Source organism: Alkalihalobacillus sp. MEB130 (assembly GCF_032335535.1).
Lineage (GTDB): Bacteria > Bacillota > Bacilli > Bacillales > Bacillaceae_D > Halalkalibacter.
In genome coordinates this window covers 58,863-76,313 of sequence record NZ_JAOANA010000019.1, presented here as the reverse complement: position 1 = coordinate 76,313, position 17,451 = coordinate 58,863, and the positions used below count along the sequence as shown (strand labels likewise).

The following is a 17,451-nucleotide window of genomic DNA, read 5'->3' as shown; positions in this document are numbered from 1 at the left end:
TCGGGAATCTAAATATTCGTTCTTAGAATTAACTTAAGCGGGGGAGTGAAATATGGAAACGTTTAAACGATTGAAGCAATTTTATTGGCCTTACAAACGGTATTTTATTTGGTCGTTGTTGGCTTTGCTGATTGTCACTGGAATGACCGTTCTTTACCCTGTGATCTTGCAGTTTACGATAGACCATGCGGTAAGAGCTGAGAATTATGATTTGATTCCGTATTTAGCTGTTGCGATAGTGGGAGTAATGGCTCTAAAAGGGGGAGCTGTTTATATTCATCAGTACTTTGGTGATTTATTTGGTATTACAACTGTTTATAAATTGCGTAATTCGTTATATCGCAAGCTTCAATATCTGCCCTTTCGCTATTATGATAATGCCAAAACAGGAGACCTGATGTCTCGATTGACAGGAGATGTGGAAACATTCCGCTTTTTTCTTTCTTTTGGTTGCGCTCAAGTTGTGAACTTTGTTTTACTAGTTGGGTTTAGTATGGCCGTTATGTTTTATTATTCTGTTCCACTTACTCTTGTAACAATGGCTGTCCTTCCATTTTTAGCTATCGTCGTAAGGAAATTTGATAAGCGCGTTCATCCTGGTTTTCGAGGAATTCGAAAGTCGCTTGCCCGATTAAATACGAAAGTGCAGGAAAATGTAAGTGGGATGCATACAGTAAAGGCACTATCTCAAGAAGATCAAGAAATGAATCGCTTTGAGCAATCGAATGAAGATTATAGGCAGAAACATATCGATATTTCAAAAATTTGGGGTAAGTACTTTCCGCTTATGGAGTTTCTAGGGAATGTATCAGCTGTGTTTCTGTTGGCTTTTGGTGGGTATTTGACGATACAAGGCAACTTACAGCCAGGGGAGCTAGTAGCCTTTTTTAGTTTGGTATGGTATATCATCGGTCCCATTATGAATTTAGGTTTTATCATTAATATGTTTTCACAATCCAAAGCGTCAGGAGAACGTTTGCTTGAAATACTTGATGAACAAGAGAGAAAAGATGAAGGCAAACCAGTTACTAAAATGAAAGAGACATTTGTAGGTGAAGTTGTTTTTGATCATGTTTCGCTTACATATGGAGAGAAACAAATAGAAGCGTTAAAAAAGATCTCGTTTGAAGCAACAAGAGGAAAAACAATTGGATTAGTCGGTGCAACAGGAGCAGGAAAATCAAGCATCATTCAATTGATTACGAGATTTTATGAGCACTCTTCCGGAAATATTTACATTGATGGCCGACCAATCGAAGACTATTCTCTTCGTGACCTTCGCGAACAAATTGGTGTTGTATTGCAAGAAACGTTTTTATTCTCATCAAGTATTCGTGACAATTTAGCCTATGGCCGTCCAACTATTTCAATGGAGGAGATTATAGAAGCAGCAAAACGTGCCGATGCCCACGAATTTATTACAGCATTGCCAGATGGATATGAAACGGTGCTTGGGGAAAGGGGACTTGGGTTATCTGGTGGACAAAAGCAACGGATTGCAATCGCTAGAGCGATCATTATGGATCCGAAAATTCTGATCTTAGATGACGCAACAAGCGCAGTTGATATGCAAACAGAAGTAAAAATACAAAAGGCGTTTCGTGAAGTGATGAAAGGACGTACAACGTTTATCATTGCCCATCGCATCTCTTCTGTAAAACATGCTGATGAAATTATTGTCTTAAAAGACGGAGAGATCTCTGAAAGAGGTACACATCACGAGCTTCTTCATTCAGACGGATTATACAGAAGAATCTACGATATACAAAACCAAGACCAAGAGTACGTGCTTCAACAAGCTTAAGGGGGGATTCTCATGGAACAAACAACAAAACGGTCTAGATTTCATTACACGACAGAGCAAATTATTGAGAAGCCTTTTAACTGGTCACAAATGGCTCGCCTCTTTAGTTATATGAAGCCGTATGCATGGACATTGTTGCCCAAAACGATCATTGCTATGTTAATTGTAACAGCTGTTAGAGTAGCTGTTCCGATCTTTATCGGGGTATTGGCTATCGATTATGCAATTATACCCGGTAATGTACAGTTACTTTATTTATTTGCAGCCATTGTGTTAGGCTTGTATCTACTCTCTTGGATTGCGAACGTGTTTCGTATACGTTGGATGAATGAAATTGGCCAGCATATGATTTTTGATATTCGAACTGCGTTATTTAACCATATTCAGCGATTATCTCATCGTTTTTTTGACAAACGTTCTGGTGGTTCAATTCTTGTTCGAGTGATTAATGATGTTAACTCGATGCAGGATTTATTTACAAATGGGGTAGTCAATTTATTAATGGATATTGTCATGCTAGTTGGGATTATCATCATCTTATTTACACTAAGCCCGGAACTTGCAATCTTCATTCTCATTGTTCTTCCGATTATGTTTTTAATTTCTACAAAACTAAGAAGGAAGATTCGTAGATCGTGGCAAACGGTTCGTGTTAGACAATCAAAGATGAATTCTCATTTGAATGAAAGTATTCAAGGAATTCGTGTGACACAAGCTTATGCACAAGAAAAAGAAAATATGGATTTCTTTAATGATGTTAATTCGGATAATTATGAAAGCTGGAAGCATGCGACACGAATGAATGCTATTTTTCGTCCATTTGTGGAAATGTCGAGTGCGGTTGGAGCTGTCGTGCTTATCTGGTATGGGGCAACGTTAATTCAATCAGACACGATAACGATTGGGATCTTTGTTTCATTTGCTTTTTACCTAGGAATGTTCTGGGAACCGATATCTAGACTAGGGCAAGTATATAATCAATTGCTTGTTGGAATGGCTTCATCTGAACGTATTTTTGAATTTCTAGATGAGAAACCATCTGTGCCAGAGAAAGAAAACGCTAAGTCTCTTTCAGAAGTAAAAGGAGAAATTGTCTTTGAGAATGTAGAATTTGCGTATGATGAATCGAGAAAGGCACTTCATGACATTAACCTTACATTTGAAGCGGGCCAGACGATTGCACTAGTTGGTCATACTGGTTCGGGGAAATCAACCATTGTCAACTTGATGAGTCGTTTCTATGATCCAACTAAGGGCCGAGTCCTGCTTGATGGAGTGGATTTACGTGATCTACGTTTACATGAGCTTCGGTCAAATGTGAGTTATGTGTTACAAGATACGTTTATTTTTGCAGGAACTATTATGGACAATATTCGGTTTGGGAGACCTGATGCAACAGATGAAGAAGTAATCGAAGCGGCAAGAGCGATTGGCGCAGATGAATTTATTGTGAAACTCGAAGATGGTTATCTAACTGAGGTTGAAGAAAAAGGAAATATCCTTTCAGTCGGAGAACGTCAATTGTTATCTTTCGCACGTGCCTTATTAGCGAATCCTCGTATTTTAATATTAGATGAGGCAACAGCTAGTATTGACACAGAGACAGAATTGAAGATTCAAGAGGGATTGAAACGCTTATTGGCCAATCGTACAGCGGTCATGATTGCCCACCGTTTATCGACCATACGTGATGCAGAGAAAATTATCGTATTAGAACAAGGAAATGTGTTAGAAGAGGGAACACATGACGAATTAATGTCAGGAAAAGGGGCATACTATCACCTTGTTAAATCGCAATACGCAGCAATGAAGGACCATAATTAACAGAGTGGTTGAGTACTCATTTATCAAACTTGGTATAACGGGTTCCGCTTCCTATCGCAAAGAATGGACCATCAAATTGTATGCTAATTTGATGGTCTATTTTTTTTTGAGATTACGGCGAGTTAGTTAACAAGCCAGGATTTGAGACATCTTCATAAGGCGGATGAAGGACAAAAGCCGGTAGAATTAGTAAAGAGATTTCGTTCATAAGGCGTATGAAGGACAAAAGACAGTAGAATTATTAAAGAGATGTCCTTCATAAAGCAGATGAAGGACAAAAGGCAGTAGAATTAGTAAGAGATGTCCTTCATAAGGTGGATGAAGGACAAAAGGCAGTAGAATGACCAAAGAAAAGTCTTTCATAAGGAGGATGAAGGACAAAACCAACTTGAATTACTAAAGAAAAGTCCTTCATAAGGCCGATGAGCTTCAGAGCGTTCTAGAATTCAGATGTGATCCATCAATTGGCTCCATTTTGCTGTTGCAAAAAGGCTTTCCAACAGCAAACGGAACTCATTTTTTCGACATAAATTACAAAATCTCTATTTTTTTCTTTTCACCGAAGCTTGAATGATGTTTAATTAATAAGGAACGGGAAATAAAGAATATTCCTCCTGCTGATGGAAACAGTAATTTATAGACGTTTTTTTGAAAGATAAGTCAGATTTATTGACAATTCCATAAAACGGAGTAATATAGATGTAATATTCATAATTTTATAACAAATTGAGGTGCTAGGAATGAAGTATGCCTTTGCAGATCGAGTTCGGTATTTACAATCTTCTGCAGTTAGAGACATTTTAAAAATTGTAGGGAAGGGGGATGTAATCTCATTCGCTGGGGGTTTGCCAGATGACGAGTTATTTCCTCTTGATGGACTTGAAGATGCATTTTCTAGAGTTTTTCAAACGGGGAAGAAATCGTTGCAATATATGGAAACGGAGGGCTATCGCCCATTACGTGAAGCAATTCTCGATCGGATGCAAAAAAAGGGGATAACAGGTTTTACACCAGATGAGGTACTAGTCACAACTGGCTCGCAACAAGCCATCGATTTGTTTTCTCGAATTATGCTAAGTCCGGGTGATGTCGTATTAACGGAAGATCCAACTTATTTAGCGGCTCTTCAAGTATTTAAATCGTACGAAGCCAATGTCGTTACAGTCGACTCGGATGATGATGGAATGCTTCCAGAAGATTTAGAGAGCAAATTGAAGAAACACAATCCAAAATGTATTTACGTTGTACCCACTTTTTCAAATCCAGCAGGTCGTGTGTGGTCACTTGAGCGACGTAAGCAACTAATTAACCTTGTACATAAATACAAAGTAGTTGTGTTCGAGGATGATCCGTACGGCGAGTTGCAGTTTACGGAAAATGAAGTGTATCAACCACTGGCCTCTTTAGACGACGGTAAGCACGTTATGTACACAAGTACATTCTCTAAAACAGCTGTACCGGCTTTGCGTACAGGTTGGATAGTTGGGCCATATCAAGTGATTCGAATGATGGCTCAAGCGAAACAGGCAAATGATTTACATTCTAATTCGTTATCTCAACAAGCCCTTTATCAATTATGTACGCACTATGATCTAGATGGACATATTCAACATTTAATCAAGGTATACAAAAGTCGCATGGAAGTCATGGTACGCTGCTTGGAAGAAGCAAATATCCCGAATGTTCATTTTGTGAAACCTAAAGGTGGGATGTTCCTCTGGCTAGAAGTGGACGACTCCCTAGATATGACAACGTTATTGAATGAGGCGGTTGAACGAGGAGTCGCTTATGTTCCTGGAGAGCCTTTTTATGCCGGGAAAGCTAAGAAGAATACGTTGCGTTTAAATTTCACGCATTCAACCCCTGATAAAATTGAAAAAGGGATGAAGTTATTTCTTCCTCTTCTTCAAGAAGAGATGGAGAAGAAATTGGTTCATGTAAAATAAGCATCAAAAAACGGACTCTTGAAGGAGTCCGTTTTTTAGTAATCATTTTAAAATTCTGAAATAGAACTAATGAATACAGCTAAGATCGCAATTGGTACGATATAACGTAATAAGAATAACCACGTTAAACCTAGTTTTGTGTTTCCGAAATCAGAATCACGTAATGCATCGGCTTTTTTCCATCCCCAACCCATGAATAAAGCGATAATTAAACCGCCAAGTGGTAAGAAGATATTAGAAGCGATAAAGTCAATTGAGTCTAAAATATCACGTCCGCCAATAATACTAATGTGAGACAATGTTCCTTGGCTTAAGGACGATGGAATACCAAGTAAGAAAATTAAAGAACCCACTATAAGAGCCGCTTTCTTTCTTGACCATTCAAACTTTCTCATAAAGTAAGCAACTGCTACTTCTAATAAAGAAACGGCTGATGTTAAGGCAGCTGCTGCTAATAAGAAGAAGAAAAGAAGTCCAAAGATGCCGCCTAAAGCGAAACTATCAAATACATCAGGCATTACGACAAAGACAAGTCCTGGACCTGATCCTGGTTCAATACCAAAAGCGAAAACAGCAGGGAAAATCATAATACCAGCAATAATAGCAAATACTGTATCTAAACCAGCCACACTAGCCGCAGCACCAGGTAGCTTTTCTTTACTTGATAAATAACTACCGTATGTGATTAACGCACCCATTCCTAAACTAAGCGAGAAAAATGCTTGCCCTAAAGCAGCTAAATAAATGTTCGGGTTTGTTAAGGCTGACCAATCAGGTGAAAATAGGAAGGCTAATCCTTCTTTTGCTCCACCAAGAGTTAATCCATAAATAGAAAGAACAATAAGTAAAATTCCAAGTAATGGCATTAAAATTTTGTTCGAACGCTCAATTCCTTTTTTAACTCCTACAAACACAATTCCAATCGTCAGTGCCATAAATAAAAATTGCCAGAAAAGTGGAAGTCCTGGACTTGAAATAAATCCACCAAAGAAAGCTCCGTATCCATCAGCTGGAGCAGTCCATAATCTACCAGTTAAATAATTAACGAAGTAATAGACAATCCAACCTGCAATAACTCCGTAAAAGGAAAGAATCATAAAGGCAGCTGCAACACCCATAATCCCAGCCGCTTTCCAAGGTTCACCCGGAGCTAATCGATCTCCTCCTGGTGATAATTTTTCGAATGCTCCAACAGCATCGCTTTGAGCTTTACGTCCAATCGTAAATTCCGACATAACAATCGGAAGACCAATTAAGACGATCATAATAAGGTAAACCAAAATGAAGGCTGCTCCTCCATTTTCTCCGGCAACATAAGAGAATCTCCAAATATTCCCTAAACCAACAGCTGAGCCCATAGCAGCTAAAATAAAACCTAGCCGGGTTGCCCACTGTTCACGCCCTGGTTCTTGCTTTAATGACATAGCGTGTTCCTCCTTTAAATGACTAAATTGTTTTGTGGATATACTATATCACACTAAAGAAAAATTGAGTAGTAAATTTTCTGACAAAACAAAATTATTTTTTTATTAGCATGAATGGAAGAGAGTACGATAACAGAAAAAACCCACTAACGAAAAACGTTAATGAGTTTACATATTAGACAACCGTCGTATTCGTTCTTCAGGCTGTGGATGCGTAGAAAAAAGGCTAGCGGCCTTCTTCTTGAGAGGATCTGCAAAATATAGTGGGGCTGACGTGCTTGATGCCTCTTCAACTGGGGTGTGTACGCCCGTTATTTTGCGCAAGGCTGACGCAAGAGCATAAGGGTTTCGCGTCAGCTCAGCTGCACTGGCATCGGCTAAAAACTCGCGATTTCTTGAAATAGCAAGCCGAATGAGAGTCGCGACAATCGGTGCAAGAATTAATAACAAAAGAGCAATGACAAGCACGGCTGGGTGTTGTTTTTGATTGCGATTTCTTCTTGAAAAAAACATCATACGGGTACCAAGATCGCTAAGGATGGCAACAGCTGAAACGAGGGCAACTGCAATCGTCGCTAGTCGAATATCAAAATTTCGAATATGAGCGACTTCATGTGCTAACACGCCTTCGATTTCTTCTCGGTTTAGTTGTTGCAGAAGCCCAGTCGTCACAGCGACTGCCCCTTTTTTAGGCGAAGTACCTGTTGCAAAAGCATTGGGGCTTGAATCTTGAATCACATATAGTTTTGGCATGGGAATTCTAGCGGCCATTGCAAGATTTTCAACAGTGTGCCATAAAAAAGGGTCATCATCTTTCGACTTAATTTCCCTCGCATGGTTCATCCGCATAACAACATTCGTACTAGAAACTAACATGATAACTGTATAAACGCCACCAATGACGGCGGCTAAAACCATTCCGCTATAATAATCACCGGTCGTCAAGTAAGTGAAGGAAGCGCCAACGGCCAACACAAATAGAATAAATCCTACAACAATGAACACCGTATTGCGTTTGTTTCGCTCGATTTGTTTATAGAGAATCATCGTATTCTCTCCAATCTAAAACTGAACTTTCACATTTTCACGTTCTTCAGACAGAATTTCTAACATATCACGTCTTGTAAAATTATGCATCGAAGCAACTAAATTCGTAGGTATTGATTGAATTTTTGTATTGTATTCCATCACCGTTTTATTATATAGCTGTCTAGCGTAAGAAATTTTATTTTCCGTTTGAGCCAATTCTTCTTGAAGCATCGTAAAGTTATTGCTTGCTTTTAAATCAGGATAAGCTTCACGCAAGGCGAACAACTGTCTGAGGGCCCCGGATAATTCATTATTTGCTTCAATCTGCTCTTGGCGACTATTGCCAGGAGCTGTGATTTGATTTCGTAATTCTACTACTTTTGCTAACGTCTCTTGTTCGTGCTTGGCATAGCCTTTTACGGTTTCAACTAAGTTTGGAATTAAGTCAAAGCGTCGTTTCAACTGAACATCAATTTGAGCCCAAGATTCTTCTACCCAGTTACGGTATTTGACTAAGCTATTGTAACTAGATACCCAAAATAATACTAAAATAATGAGCAAACCAATTGCTATCAAAAATCCCATCGTTTTATCGAACCCCTCTCCATGTGTATGTGTTATTTACGTGATTCTAAAAAGAAAGTTTCATTCATGTAGTATTCACTTTTTGATTATGTAATATTGTTATTCTTGATCCCTGAGTTCAGAAATAGCTGCTTGTAAGTATGAAGAAAATTGATTCAAACGATCACGATCATCTTTCATTTTATTAGCAATGGCTACATGAATTCGTTCAAAGTTATCTATTAGGTGAGAAGATTTCATCCCTCTACTCACTAACACATTGTTTAACCAAATCGCGTAATCTGTAAATATTTTTGGCTGGTTCAACAAAAAGGCAGTTTCTAAATAATTAAAATGATGTTCATTGTCTTCCTTGCATTTTACCTTTCCACGCTCGCCAAATTTTTCTTCTAGTTCTGGGTAAGCTTCATAAATACCCGTTATGATGTCATCTAGTAAATCAGGATATTTTTCAAATGAAAATTTGGTCATGTGGCTACCACCTCGTATTGATGAACTTCTGGGATGACAGAAGCTAGTTCTTGATCTGGGTATTTTTTTTCGAGTTCATGAATTTCTTTGAATTCTTGGCTTCTCACCCATGTTAAATAATGTTCTTTAGAATGCCATTCCAGTTGAACGGTTAGTTCTCCTTTTCTTTTGGCGTTTTGGAGTAGGCGAAAGTCAATAAAGCCTTCTGCTTTGTCTACACGTCTAGACCGATTTTTGTAGATTTCAATGACTTCGGCTGCTTTTTCTTCTGGTACTTTAAAAGTGGAGTGAACTATGTACATATGTTTCTTCCTTTCAGTTGGTTGATCTTTTAATCGTAACATGTTTGTAGGTAGTGATGAATCTTTTTCATTCATTCCTCTTTTCTGGGGACGTTGCATTGCGCTTCAGCTCCTTGCTTTCCGCGGAGAGGAGCCAAGCCCCCACGACGTTCGTCAGTGGTGTCTTGCCTTTTCCTCTTTTTTCCGCAGGAGTCAAGTACCTTCCGCTCCATTCCACCATAATTTTGGAAATATAAAAAACAACAATTCTACCAGTTTGAGTCTTAATTAAATTGTTGGCATTTTTTCTAAATGTATTTGAGTTATTTTGATATACTTTATAATTAAGGCTGTTTTTGCATACTTTGTTGTGGTGTTTGGGGTACGTGTTCACTACATGTTCGTTGCATTGCGCTCCAGCCACTCGCACCCGCAAGGAGGTGTCAAGCCTCGACGGCTGCGCCAGTTGGGTTCTTAACAGCAACAATCTTTATGAGAACAGTTATAACTAAACAAGATTTTTTGAAGAACGGGGTGTTTTATCGTGGTAATTCTTATTAAACAAGGTGAAGTGTATTCACCTGAATATAGAGGGAAGAAAGATGTATTGCTTGCAGGGGGAAAGATTATTGCTATTGAAGATCAAATAGATGTATCTAGTTTACATATAGATGTTCAAGTGTTAAATGGGGAGGGGCAATTCGTCGTTCCAGGATTTATTGATAGTCATGTTCATATTATTGGCGGAGGAGGAGAAGGTGGGTTTAAAACGCGAACGCCAGAACTTATGTTGAGCCAGGCAACAACGGCTGGAGTAACAACCATAGTTGGAGTAATCGGAACGGACGGTACAAGTCGAACCATGCCAGACTTACTAGCAAAAGCAAAAGGACTAGAGGAAGAAGGCATTACGTGTTTTGTTCATACAGGATCGTATCAAGTTCCTATTAGACCAATCACTGGTTCCATTCAAAGTGATTTCTTGCTTATTGATCGAATTATTGGAGTGGGAGAAGTAGCTATTGCCGATCACAGGTCGTCACAACCAACAGTAGATGAGTTAAAAAGAATTGCTGCTGAAGCAAGAGTTGGGGGAATGCTTTCCGGAAAGGGAGGCATCGTGAACGTTCATGTTGGCGATGGAGAACAAGCTTTGTCTTTGCTTGAAGAAGTGATCACCTCTTCTGAAATCCCAATCAATCAATTTATTCCGACTCATATTAATCGAAATGCAGCTTTGTTTCAAGCAGGAATAAATTATGCTAAAAAAGGTGGCTATGTCGATTTTACGACAAGTACCATTCCCACGTTTTTAGAACAAGGAGAAGTAAAGTGCAGTCACGCTTTAAAAGTTCTTTTAGAAGAAGGAGTTCAGCTTGAACAAATCACATTTACTTCTGATGCGCAAGGAAGCTTACCTAATTTTGATAAAGAAGGGAAGCTAATTGGGTTGCAAATTGGAGATGTGAAATCTCTTTTTGCTGAAGTGAGAGATGCGATTGTGGATGAAGGAGTCGAACTTGAAAAGGCGTTGCATGTAATTACGAAAAATCCTGCTCAAGCATTGAAGTTAAAAGGAAAAGGCGAGCTTGTGGTAGGCTTTGATGCAGATGTTTTGCTATTGTCCCAAGATCTTCAGATCAAAACGGTTATTGCCAAAGGACAAGTGATGGTGGAAGAAGGAAACATAAAAGTAAAAGGAACGTTTGAATAACCGTTTTCAGAGGGTAGAGAAGTCGATCAGACAGCTCTACCTTTTTGCTTTTTTTAGGAAGGGGTCAAATTGGCTATTTTTTTGATAACGCTTACATTATTGTCATGTCAGTAATGAAACGAACGTATAGTGGATATAGATGCATCAAAGTGAGCGAACGCTCAATTCATCAAAGGGGGAAAGGAAATGGATTTCGGGTTAACAAAAGAACAAAAAATGATTCAAGATATGGTTCGCCAATTTGCTCGAAGTGAAATAGCCCCGAATGCGGAGAAGTGGGATAAAGAAGCAACGTTCCCGATAGAAGTCTTTAAGAAGATGGGGGAACTGGGTTTTTTAGGGTTGCCATTTCCTGAAAGGTACGGTGGAGCTGGAGCTGATACGATTACGTACGCCATTGCCGTTGAGGAAATTGGGCGAGCGTGTGGTGGGACCGGGCTAAGCTATGCAGCTGCTGTGTCTCTTGGAGCGAGCCCATTATACTATTTTGGAACGGAGCAACAAAAACAAGAATATCTCGTTCCATTAATTAAAGGAGAAGCGCTTGGATCGTTTGGATTAACTGAGCCCAATGCAGGGTCCGACGCTGGGGGCACAAGAACAACTGCGGTTTTAGAAGGAGACCATTATCGGATTAACGGGGAAAAATGTTGGATTACAAATGCTGGATATGCCAAGTGTGTCATTGTTACAGCTGTAACAGGGGAGGATTTGAGAGGGAAAAAAGTTATCTCGGCTTTGATCGTTCCCACGAATCAGGAAGGCTTTCAGATTCGCTGTGAGTACGACAAGATGGGGGTTCGCGCTTCCAATACATGTGAATTAGTCCTAACAGACGTCAAAGTGCCAAAAGAGAATTTGCTAGGAGACCCAGAGAAAGGATTTAAGCAATTTCTTTATACATTGGATGGGGGGAGAATTTCAATCGCAGCGTTAGCGGTAGGCATTGCTCAAGCAGCTTTTGACAAAGCATTAACATATGCAAAAGAAAGAAAGCAGTTTGGGAGAACCATCTCCCAATTTCAGGCGATTCAGTTCAAATTAGCAGATATGGCTATGGAGATTGAATTAGCAAGGAATATGGTGATGAAAGCAGCCTGGTTAAAAGACCAAGAGAAGCCTTTTTCAAAAGAGGCTGCGTTTGCAAAATTATTTGCCTCTGAAATGGCTACAAAAGTATGTAACCAAGCTTTGCAAATTCATGGTGGCTACGGCTATATGCGCGAATATGGAATTGAGAGAATGTTACGAGATGCAAAATTAATGGAAATTGGAGAAGGAACATCTGAAATTCAGCGCCTTGTGATTGCAAGACAATTAGGTTGCTTATAAGGAGGGGTCCCGTGTTTACGAGCGTTCTAATTGCAAATCGTGGTGAAATAGCTCTTCGAATTATTCGAACATGTAAAAAGTTAGGTGTTCGAACAGTAGCGGTCTATTCGGAGGCAGATCGCAATGCTTTGCATGTGAAAATGGCTGATGAATGTTATGAAATTGGACCTTCTAGAGTGCAAGATAGTTATTTAAATATGGATAAGATTCTAGAGGCTGCCAAAGTATTCGAGGTAGATGCGATCCATCCGGGGTATGGATTGTTGTCTGAGAATGCCGAGTTTGCAAGGCGATGTGAACAAGAAAATATAGTCTTTATTGGGCCGCAACCTAACATGATTGAACTAATGGGAGAGAAAGTAAAAGCTAGAAAGGCCATGGCAGAAGCAGGATTTCCTATTATTCCAGGTACCGACTTCGCAACAGAAAAGCTGGAAGAGATGTTGCAAGCAGCCAAACAAATTGGGTTTCCAGTGATGGTGAAGGCTTCTGCAGGTGGTGGCGGCATTGGAATGCAAGTGGTACAAAATGAAAACGAATTAGAGAAAGCGTTTGTATCTAATCAAAAAAGAGCAAAAATGTTTTTTGGCAATGGAGAGATGTTTGTTGAAAAAGCAATCGAACAAGCAAGACATATTGAAATACAAATCCTCGCTGATAACAAGGGTAATACCGTTCACCTTTGGGAACGAGAATGCTCTATTCAACGCAGACATCAAAAGGTGATTGAGGAATCTCCTTCACCCATTTTAGATGAAGAGCTTCGTGACAGGATTGGTACATTAGCTAGAGACGTAGCACAAAAAATTGGTTATACGAATGCAGGAACGATTGAATGTTTGGTAGATCATGAGAAACAAATTTACTTCTTGGAGATGAACACTCGACTACAAGTAGAACATCCGGTCACGGAGGAAATAACAGGGATTGACTTAGTCGAGTGGCAACTAAGGATAGCTAGTGGTGAAACGTTGCCTTTTAAGCAAAAAGATCTTAAACGAGATGGTCATGCAATGGAAGTACGAATCTATGCAGAAGATCCGAAAACAAGTTTTCCTTCTCCTGGGACGATAACCGCTATTCATGTTCCGATGATGGAAGGGGTACGTCATGAATGCGCGGTTGAAAAAGGGAGTGTGATTACCCCCTTTTACGATCCAATGATAGCCAAAATGATTACGAAAGGAAAGACAAGAAAAGAAGCGTTAGATCAGTTAATTCATGCGCTACAACAGTATCAGATTGAAGGTATTAAAACGAATATTCCAATGCTTTTAGAAGTGCTTAGTCATCCTGCTTTTCAAGCTGGAAATATAACGACTTCTTTTGTTTCTGATTTCATACAAACAAAAAAAGGATGAGTGAAAAAATGAAAAAAGTAAAAACAACCATGGCAGGCAATGTGTGGAAGATACTTGTTTCAGCCGGAGACAAGGTGGAAGTAGGGCAGGAGATTGCGATCTTAGAATCGATGAAAATGGAAATTCCTGTTGAGTCTACGGAAAGTGGTACGGTCCGTGCCATCGTCCAAGAAGAAGGAGCGTTTGTAGATGACGGTGACACTTTAATTGAGCTTGATGGATAGTGAAGAAACGAAAAGGACGTGATGCTTTGGCAAGAAGTAATGATGTTCTGATACGTGAGGTAGGGCCACGGGATGGGCTGCAAAATGAGAAAGTCATCATCAAAACGGAAACCAAGATTGATTGGGTGAATCAGTTAGTTGACACAGGCTTGAACTATATTGAATTAACGTCATTCGTTCATCCTAAATGGATCCCTGCATTAGCGGATGCGAGTGAAGTCGTAAAAGGGGTTAAGAGAAGAGACAACGTTACATTTGGTGCACTAGTTCCCAATGAACACGGGCTTGAGCGAGCATTAGAAGCAGGAATTGATGAAGTAGCAGTCTTCCTTTCAGCTAGTGAAACACATAATAAGAAAAACGTGAACAAATCGATTGATGAAACGATTGTCATTTTGAAGAATGTTATAAAGGAAGCGAAAAAAGCAGGGAAGTCCGTACGTGGATATGTATCGACCGCTTTTCATTGCCCGTACGAAGGCAAGGTGAGTCATGAGAAAGTGCTGTATGTGTCTTCAATCCTTCATGAGATCGGGGTGGAGGAACTATCACTAGGAGATACGATAGGTATGGCAACTCCAAACGAGGTGGAGGATATTGTGAAAAAGATTTCAGCTTACATCCCTCTTCAAAACCTTGCTTTTCATCCACATGATACGAGCGGGACAGCATTAGCCAATAGTTACGCAGCTTATCAAGTTGGCATACGTAAATTTGATGGATCTGTTGGAGGACTTGGAGGTTGTCCGTACGCCCCAGGTGCAACCGGAAATGTTGCAACAGAAGATCTGGTTTTCATGTTCGAAGGAATGAAGGCTCATACGGGGATAGATTTAGAAAAACTAACACAATGTGCCGTATGGATACAAAAGCACTTCCATCATCGATTGCCTAGTCACAATTTACAAAGAGCCCTTGCTCAAAGGAGATAAGGAGGTTGTCAAATTGAAGGCACTATTAATAGAAGAAAAACGGAATGGCATAATTTTGGCAACTCTGAATCGTCCGACAAAAGCAAATGCCCTGTCCATTCAACTGCTTCGTGAAATGAATGACTTTTTGACAAGTGTTGAAGAATCAAAACAGGCAAGAGTTGTTATTTTTACAGGTAAGGGAGGAAATGTGTTTTGCGCAGGAGCTGATTTAAAAGAACGAAGTGAGATGAATGAACAAGAAGTTAGGTTTGCTGTACAAAAAATCGGGATGACGATCAATAGAATATCGATGCTTAAACTACCAACCATTGCAGCCATGAACGGAAGTGCCTTAGGTGGGGGTTTGGAACTAGCTTTGGCCTGTGATATACGGGTAGGGAACAAGACCGCTTCGTATGGACTAACAGAAACGTCTTTAGCGATAATTCCAGGCGCAGGAGGTACGCAGCGGCTTCCTAGGATAATAGGGACAGGAAAAGCGAAGGAATTAATTTTTACAGCATCTAGAATAACCGGAATAGAAGCGAAAGAAATGGGCTTAGTAGAACATGCAGAACAACAAGAAGATGTTTTGAAAAAGGCATTTGACCTTGCTGAGAAAATTGCAAGTAATGGCCCCGTTGCAGTTAGACAAGCGAAAAAAGCGGTTGATCTTGGATTGGAAGTTGATTTACAAACAGGCTTAACGATTGAGAGGCATGCATACGAAAAAATCATTGATACGAAAGACCGCCGTGAAGGATTGCTTGCCTTTCAAGAAAAGAGAAAACCGAATTATAAAGGGGAATAGGAGTGACGCTGATGTCCTCAAAAAAAGAATTAAAAGATGAAATCAATGTTATTAAACAAGGTGGAGATTCGAAGTATCATCAAATGAATGAAGGGAAAGGAAAACTATTTGTTCGAGAAAGATTGAAATTGCTTTTTGATAATGGAACAGAGCTAGAAGATGGATTATTCGCAAATTACGAATCAAAGGGATTGCCCGCGGATGGCGTTGTCACAGGAATTGGAACCATTCATGGCCAGAAGGTTTGCGTAATGGCAAATGATTCAACTGTTAAAGCGGGTTCGTGGGGAGCGAGAACGGTTGAAAAAATCATTCGGATTCAAGAGACAGCGGAGAAGCTTCATATACCCATTCTTTATTTAGTGGACTCAGCAGGTGCACGTATTACAGACCAAGTGGAAATGTTCCCAGGTAGAAGAGGGGCAGGGAGGATTTTTCACAATCAAGTAAAGCTCTCAGGGAAAGTACCTCAACTATGCTTACTATTTGGACCATCAGCAGCAGGTGGGGCCTACATTCCTGCATTTTGTGATGCAGTGATTATGGTGGATGGAAATGCCTCGATGTATCTTGGTTCACCACGAATGGCAGAAATGGTAATTGGGGAGCGTGTTTCGTTAGAAGAAATGGGTGGAGCAAGAATGCACTGTTCAGTTTCTGGCTGTGGAGATATATTAGCCAGTTCAGAACAGGAAGCTATTTCGTTAGCTAGAAGGTACTTATCTTATTTTCCTGCAAGTTACAAGGAAAAACCTGCAACTATACCAGCACAAAAAGCAAAAGAGTTTGAAAAAAGCATTAACGATATTATTCCGTCTAACCAAAATAGCCCTTTTAACATGTACGATTTCATTGAAAGGGTCGTTGATGAGGATACGTTTTTTGAAATAAAAAAACTGTTTGCACCTGAATTAATTACTGGATTTGGTCGAATAGCAGGGCGTGTCATAGGATTCATTGCGAATCAACCGAAAGCAAAAGGGGGAGTTTTATTCCACGATTCGGCTGATAAAGCAGCGAAGTTTATTTCGTTATGTGATGCTTATCATATTCCACTATTATTTTTGGCTGATATTCCTGGATTTATGATTGGGACGAAAGTAGAACGCGCAGGAATTATTCGGCATGGAGCTAAAATGATTGCAGCTATGTCTGAAGCAACGGTTCCGAAAATATCGATTATTGTTCGAAAAGCATATGGAGCAGGTTTGTATGCGATGGCTGGTCCTGCTTTTGATCCTGATTGTTGTTTAGCTCTTCCACAGGCACAAATTGCTGTAATGGGACCCGAAGCTGCCGTGAATGCTGTTTACGCAAACAAAATAAAAGAGCTTCCCGAAAAAGAGCGACAACGGTTTATTGCAGAAAAACGTGAAGAATATAAGGCTGATATTGATGTGTATCGATTGGCATCTGAGCTTGTTATTGACGGCATCGTGGATGGAAACGATTTGCGTGAAGAGTTAATAAATCGTTACGCCGCATATGAATCAAAGCAAGTGAACATTAGTGAAAGAAAACATCCAGTTTATCCTGTTTAATTATTTATGAGTATTTAAGGCTTCTCAAAAAGCCTCGCTTAGGAACATAAAAAAGGCACATCTCTAGTGCATTGTGTTAGCTCCATTCTAAACGATTGTGGCACTTTTTGTGCTATTTTTGGTAGAAAGGTTCATTAGCGGACGGGATGGGGAGGCCGACTCCTGCAGGAGGAGAGGGCAGGTTGAAATC

The 17,451-nt window shown here is 39.8% G+C and carries 15 protein-coding genes; 10 read left to right on the top strand and 5 right to left on the bottom strand.

Annotation, left to right across the window (positions count from 1 at the left end):
- Nucleotides 1–52 precede the first annotated feature (52 nt).
- From N0O92_RS17760 to N0O92_RS17750, 3 genes are all read left to right on the top strand, one after another.
- Complete coding sequence (locus N0O92_RS17760) at nt 53–1,804, top strand: ABC transporter ATP-binding protein (protein ID WP_315616004.1); 1,752 nt, start codon at nt 53–55, stop codon at nt 1,802–1,804.
- Between the two features lie 12 nt (nt 1,805–1,816).
- A complete protein-coding gene (locus tag N0O92_RS17755) occupies nt 1,817–3,628 on the top strand; it encodes an ABC transporter ATP-binding protein (RefSeq protein WP_315616003.1) in 1,812 nt (603 codons plus the stop codon).
- Between the two features lie 740 nt (nt 3,629–4,368).
- Nucleotides 4,369–5,574 carry an aminotransferase-like domain-containing protein gene (locus tag N0O92_RS17750; protein WP_315616002.1) on the top strand — a complete coding sequence of 402 codons (1,206 nt, stop codon included), beginning with the start codon at nt 4,369–4,371 and terminating at the stop codon, nt 5,572–5,574.
- Between the two features lie 47 nt (nt 5,575–5,621).
- Here N0O92_RS17750 and N0O92_RS17745 read toward each other — a convergent pair whose 3' ends face one another.
- The 5 genes from N0O92_RS17745 to N0O92_RS17725 form a co-directional block, all read right to left on the bottom strand.
- Complete coding sequence (locus N0O92_RS17745) at nt 5,622–6,998, bottom strand: sodium-dependent transporter (RefSeq protein WP_315616001.1); 1,377 nt, start codon at nt 6,996–6,998, stop codon at nt 5,622–5,624.
- Between the two features lie 168 nt (nt 6,999–7,166).
- Nucleotides 7,167–8,042, bottom strand: a complete 876-nt coding sequence (htpX, locus tag N0O92_RS17740; protein ID WP_315616017.1) for a zinc metalloprotease HtpX — start codon at nt 8,040–8,042, stop codon at nt 7,167–7,169.
- Between the two features lie 18 nt (nt 8,043–8,060).
- Nucleotides 8,061–8,612, bottom strand: a complete 552-nt coding sequence (locus N0O92_RS17735; RefSeq protein WP_315616000.1) for a LemA family protein — start codon at nt 8,610–8,612, stop codon at nt 8,061–8,063.
- A 99-nt stretch (nt 8,613–8,711) separates the two neighbouring features.
- Entirely contained in the window at nt 8,712–9,083 is a 372-nt protein-coding gene (locus tag N0O92_RS17730) for a hypothetical protein (protein ID WP_315615999.1), read from the bottom strand.
- Entirely contained in the window at nt 9,080–9,385 is a 306-nt protein-coding gene (locus N0O92_RS17725) for an antibiotic biosynthesis monooxygenase family protein (protein ID WP_315616016.1), read from the bottom strand. The genes N0O92_RS17730 and N0O92_RS17725 overlap by 4 nt, the downstream gene beginning before the upstream one ends.
- 523 nt (nt 9,386–9,908) lie before the next feature.
- On the opposite strand from N0O92_RS17725, the gene iadA reads away from it, so the two are divergent.
- The 7 genes from iadA (at nt 9,909) to N0O92_RS17690 (ending at nt 17,261) form a co-directional block, all read left to right on the top strand.
- The gene (gene iadA / locus N0O92_RS17720) at nt 9,909–11,078 is read left to right on the top strand and encodes a beta-aspartyl-peptidase (RefSeq protein ID WP_315615998.1); all 1,170 of its coding nucleotides are present in this window, start codon (nt 9,909–9,911) and stop codon (nt 11,076–11,078) included.
- 186 nt (nt 11,079–11,264) lie between these two features.
- Complete coding sequence (locus tag N0O92_RS17715; RefSeq protein ID WP_315615997.1) at nt 11,265–12,410, top strand: acyl-CoA dehydrogenase family protein; 1,146 nt, start codon at nt 11,265–11,267, stop codon at nt 12,408–12,410.
- An 11-nt stretch (nt 12,411–12,421) separates the two neighbouring features.
- Complete coding sequence (locus tag N0O92_RS17710) at nt 12,422–13,771, top strand: acetyl-CoA carboxylase biotin carboxylase subunit (RefSeq protein WP_315615996.1); 1,350 nt, start codon at nt 12,422–12,424, stop codon at nt 13,769–13,771.
- Nucleotides 13,772–13,779: 8 nt separating this feature from the next.
- Nucleotides 13,780–13,995 (top strand): acetyl-CoA carboxylase biotin carboxyl carrier protein subunit, encoded by a 216-nt coding sequence (locus N0O92_RS17705; RefSeq protein WP_315615995.1) that lies wholly within the window; start codon nt 13,780–13,782, stop codon nt 13,993–13,995.
- 26 nt (nt 13,996–14,021) lie between these two features.
- A complete protein-coding gene (locus N0O92_RS17700) occupies nt 14,022–14,927 on the top strand; it encodes a hydroxymethylglutaryl-CoA lyase (protein WP_315615994.1) in 906 nt (301 codons plus the stop codon).
- Between the two features lie 13 nt (nt 14,928–14,940).
- Nucleotides 14,941–15,720 (top strand): enoyl-CoA hydratase, encoded by a 780-nt coding sequence (locus N0O92_RS17695; protein WP_315615993.1) that lies wholly within the window; start codon nt 14,941–14,943, stop codon nt 15,718–15,720.
- An 11-nt stretch (nt 15,721–15,731) separates the two neighbouring features.
- Entirely contained in the window at nt 15,732–17,261 is a 1,530-nt protein-coding gene (locus N0O92_RS17690; protein WP_315615992.1) for an acyl-CoA carboxylase subunit beta, read from the top strand.
- Nucleotides 17,262–17,451 lie beyond the last annotated feature (190 nt).

Excerpts from the sequence above, each read along its gene's own strand:
- N0O92_RS17760 (WP_315616004.1), top strand. The coding sequence starts at position 53 with ATGGAAACGTTTAAACGATTGAAGCAATTTTATTGGCCTTACAAACGG.
- N0O92_RS17755 (WP_315616003.1), top strand. The coding sequence starts at position 1,817 with ATGGAACAAACAACAAAACGGTCTAGATTTCATTACACGACAGAGCAA.
- N0O92_RS17750 (WP_315616002.1), top strand. The coding sequence starts at position 4,369 with ATGAAGTATGCCTTTGCAGATCGAGTTCGGTATTTACAATCTTCTGCA.
- N0O92_RS17745 (WP_315616001.1), bottom strand. The coding sequence starts at position 6,998 with ATGTCATTAAAGCAAGAACCAGGGCGTGAACAGTGGGCAACCCGGCTA.
- N0O92_RS17735 (WP_315616000.1), bottom strand. The coding sequence starts at position 8,612 with ATGGGATTTTTGATAGCAATTGGTTTGCTCATTATTTTAGTATTATTT.
- N0O92_RS17730 (WP_315615999.1), bottom strand. The coding sequence starts at position 9,083 with ATGACCAAATTTTCATTTGAAAAATATCCTGATTTACTAGATGACATC.
- N0O92_RS17725 (WP_315616016.1), bottom strand. The coding sequence starts at position 9,385 with ATGTACATAGTTCACTCCACTTTTAAAGTACCAGAAGAAAAAGCAGCC.
- N0O92_RS17715 (WP_315615997.1), top strand. The coding sequence starts at position 11,265 with ATGGATTTCGGGTTAACAAAAGAACAAAAAATGATTCAAGATATGGTT.
- N0O92_RS17705 (WP_315615995.1), top strand. The coding sequence starts at position 13,780 with ATGAAAAAAGTAAAAACAACCATGGCAGGCAATGTGTGGAAGATACTT.
- N0O92_RS17690 (WP_315615992.1), top strand. The coding sequence starts at position 15,732 with ATGTCCTCAAAAAAAGAATTAAAAGATGAAATCAATGTTATTAAACAA.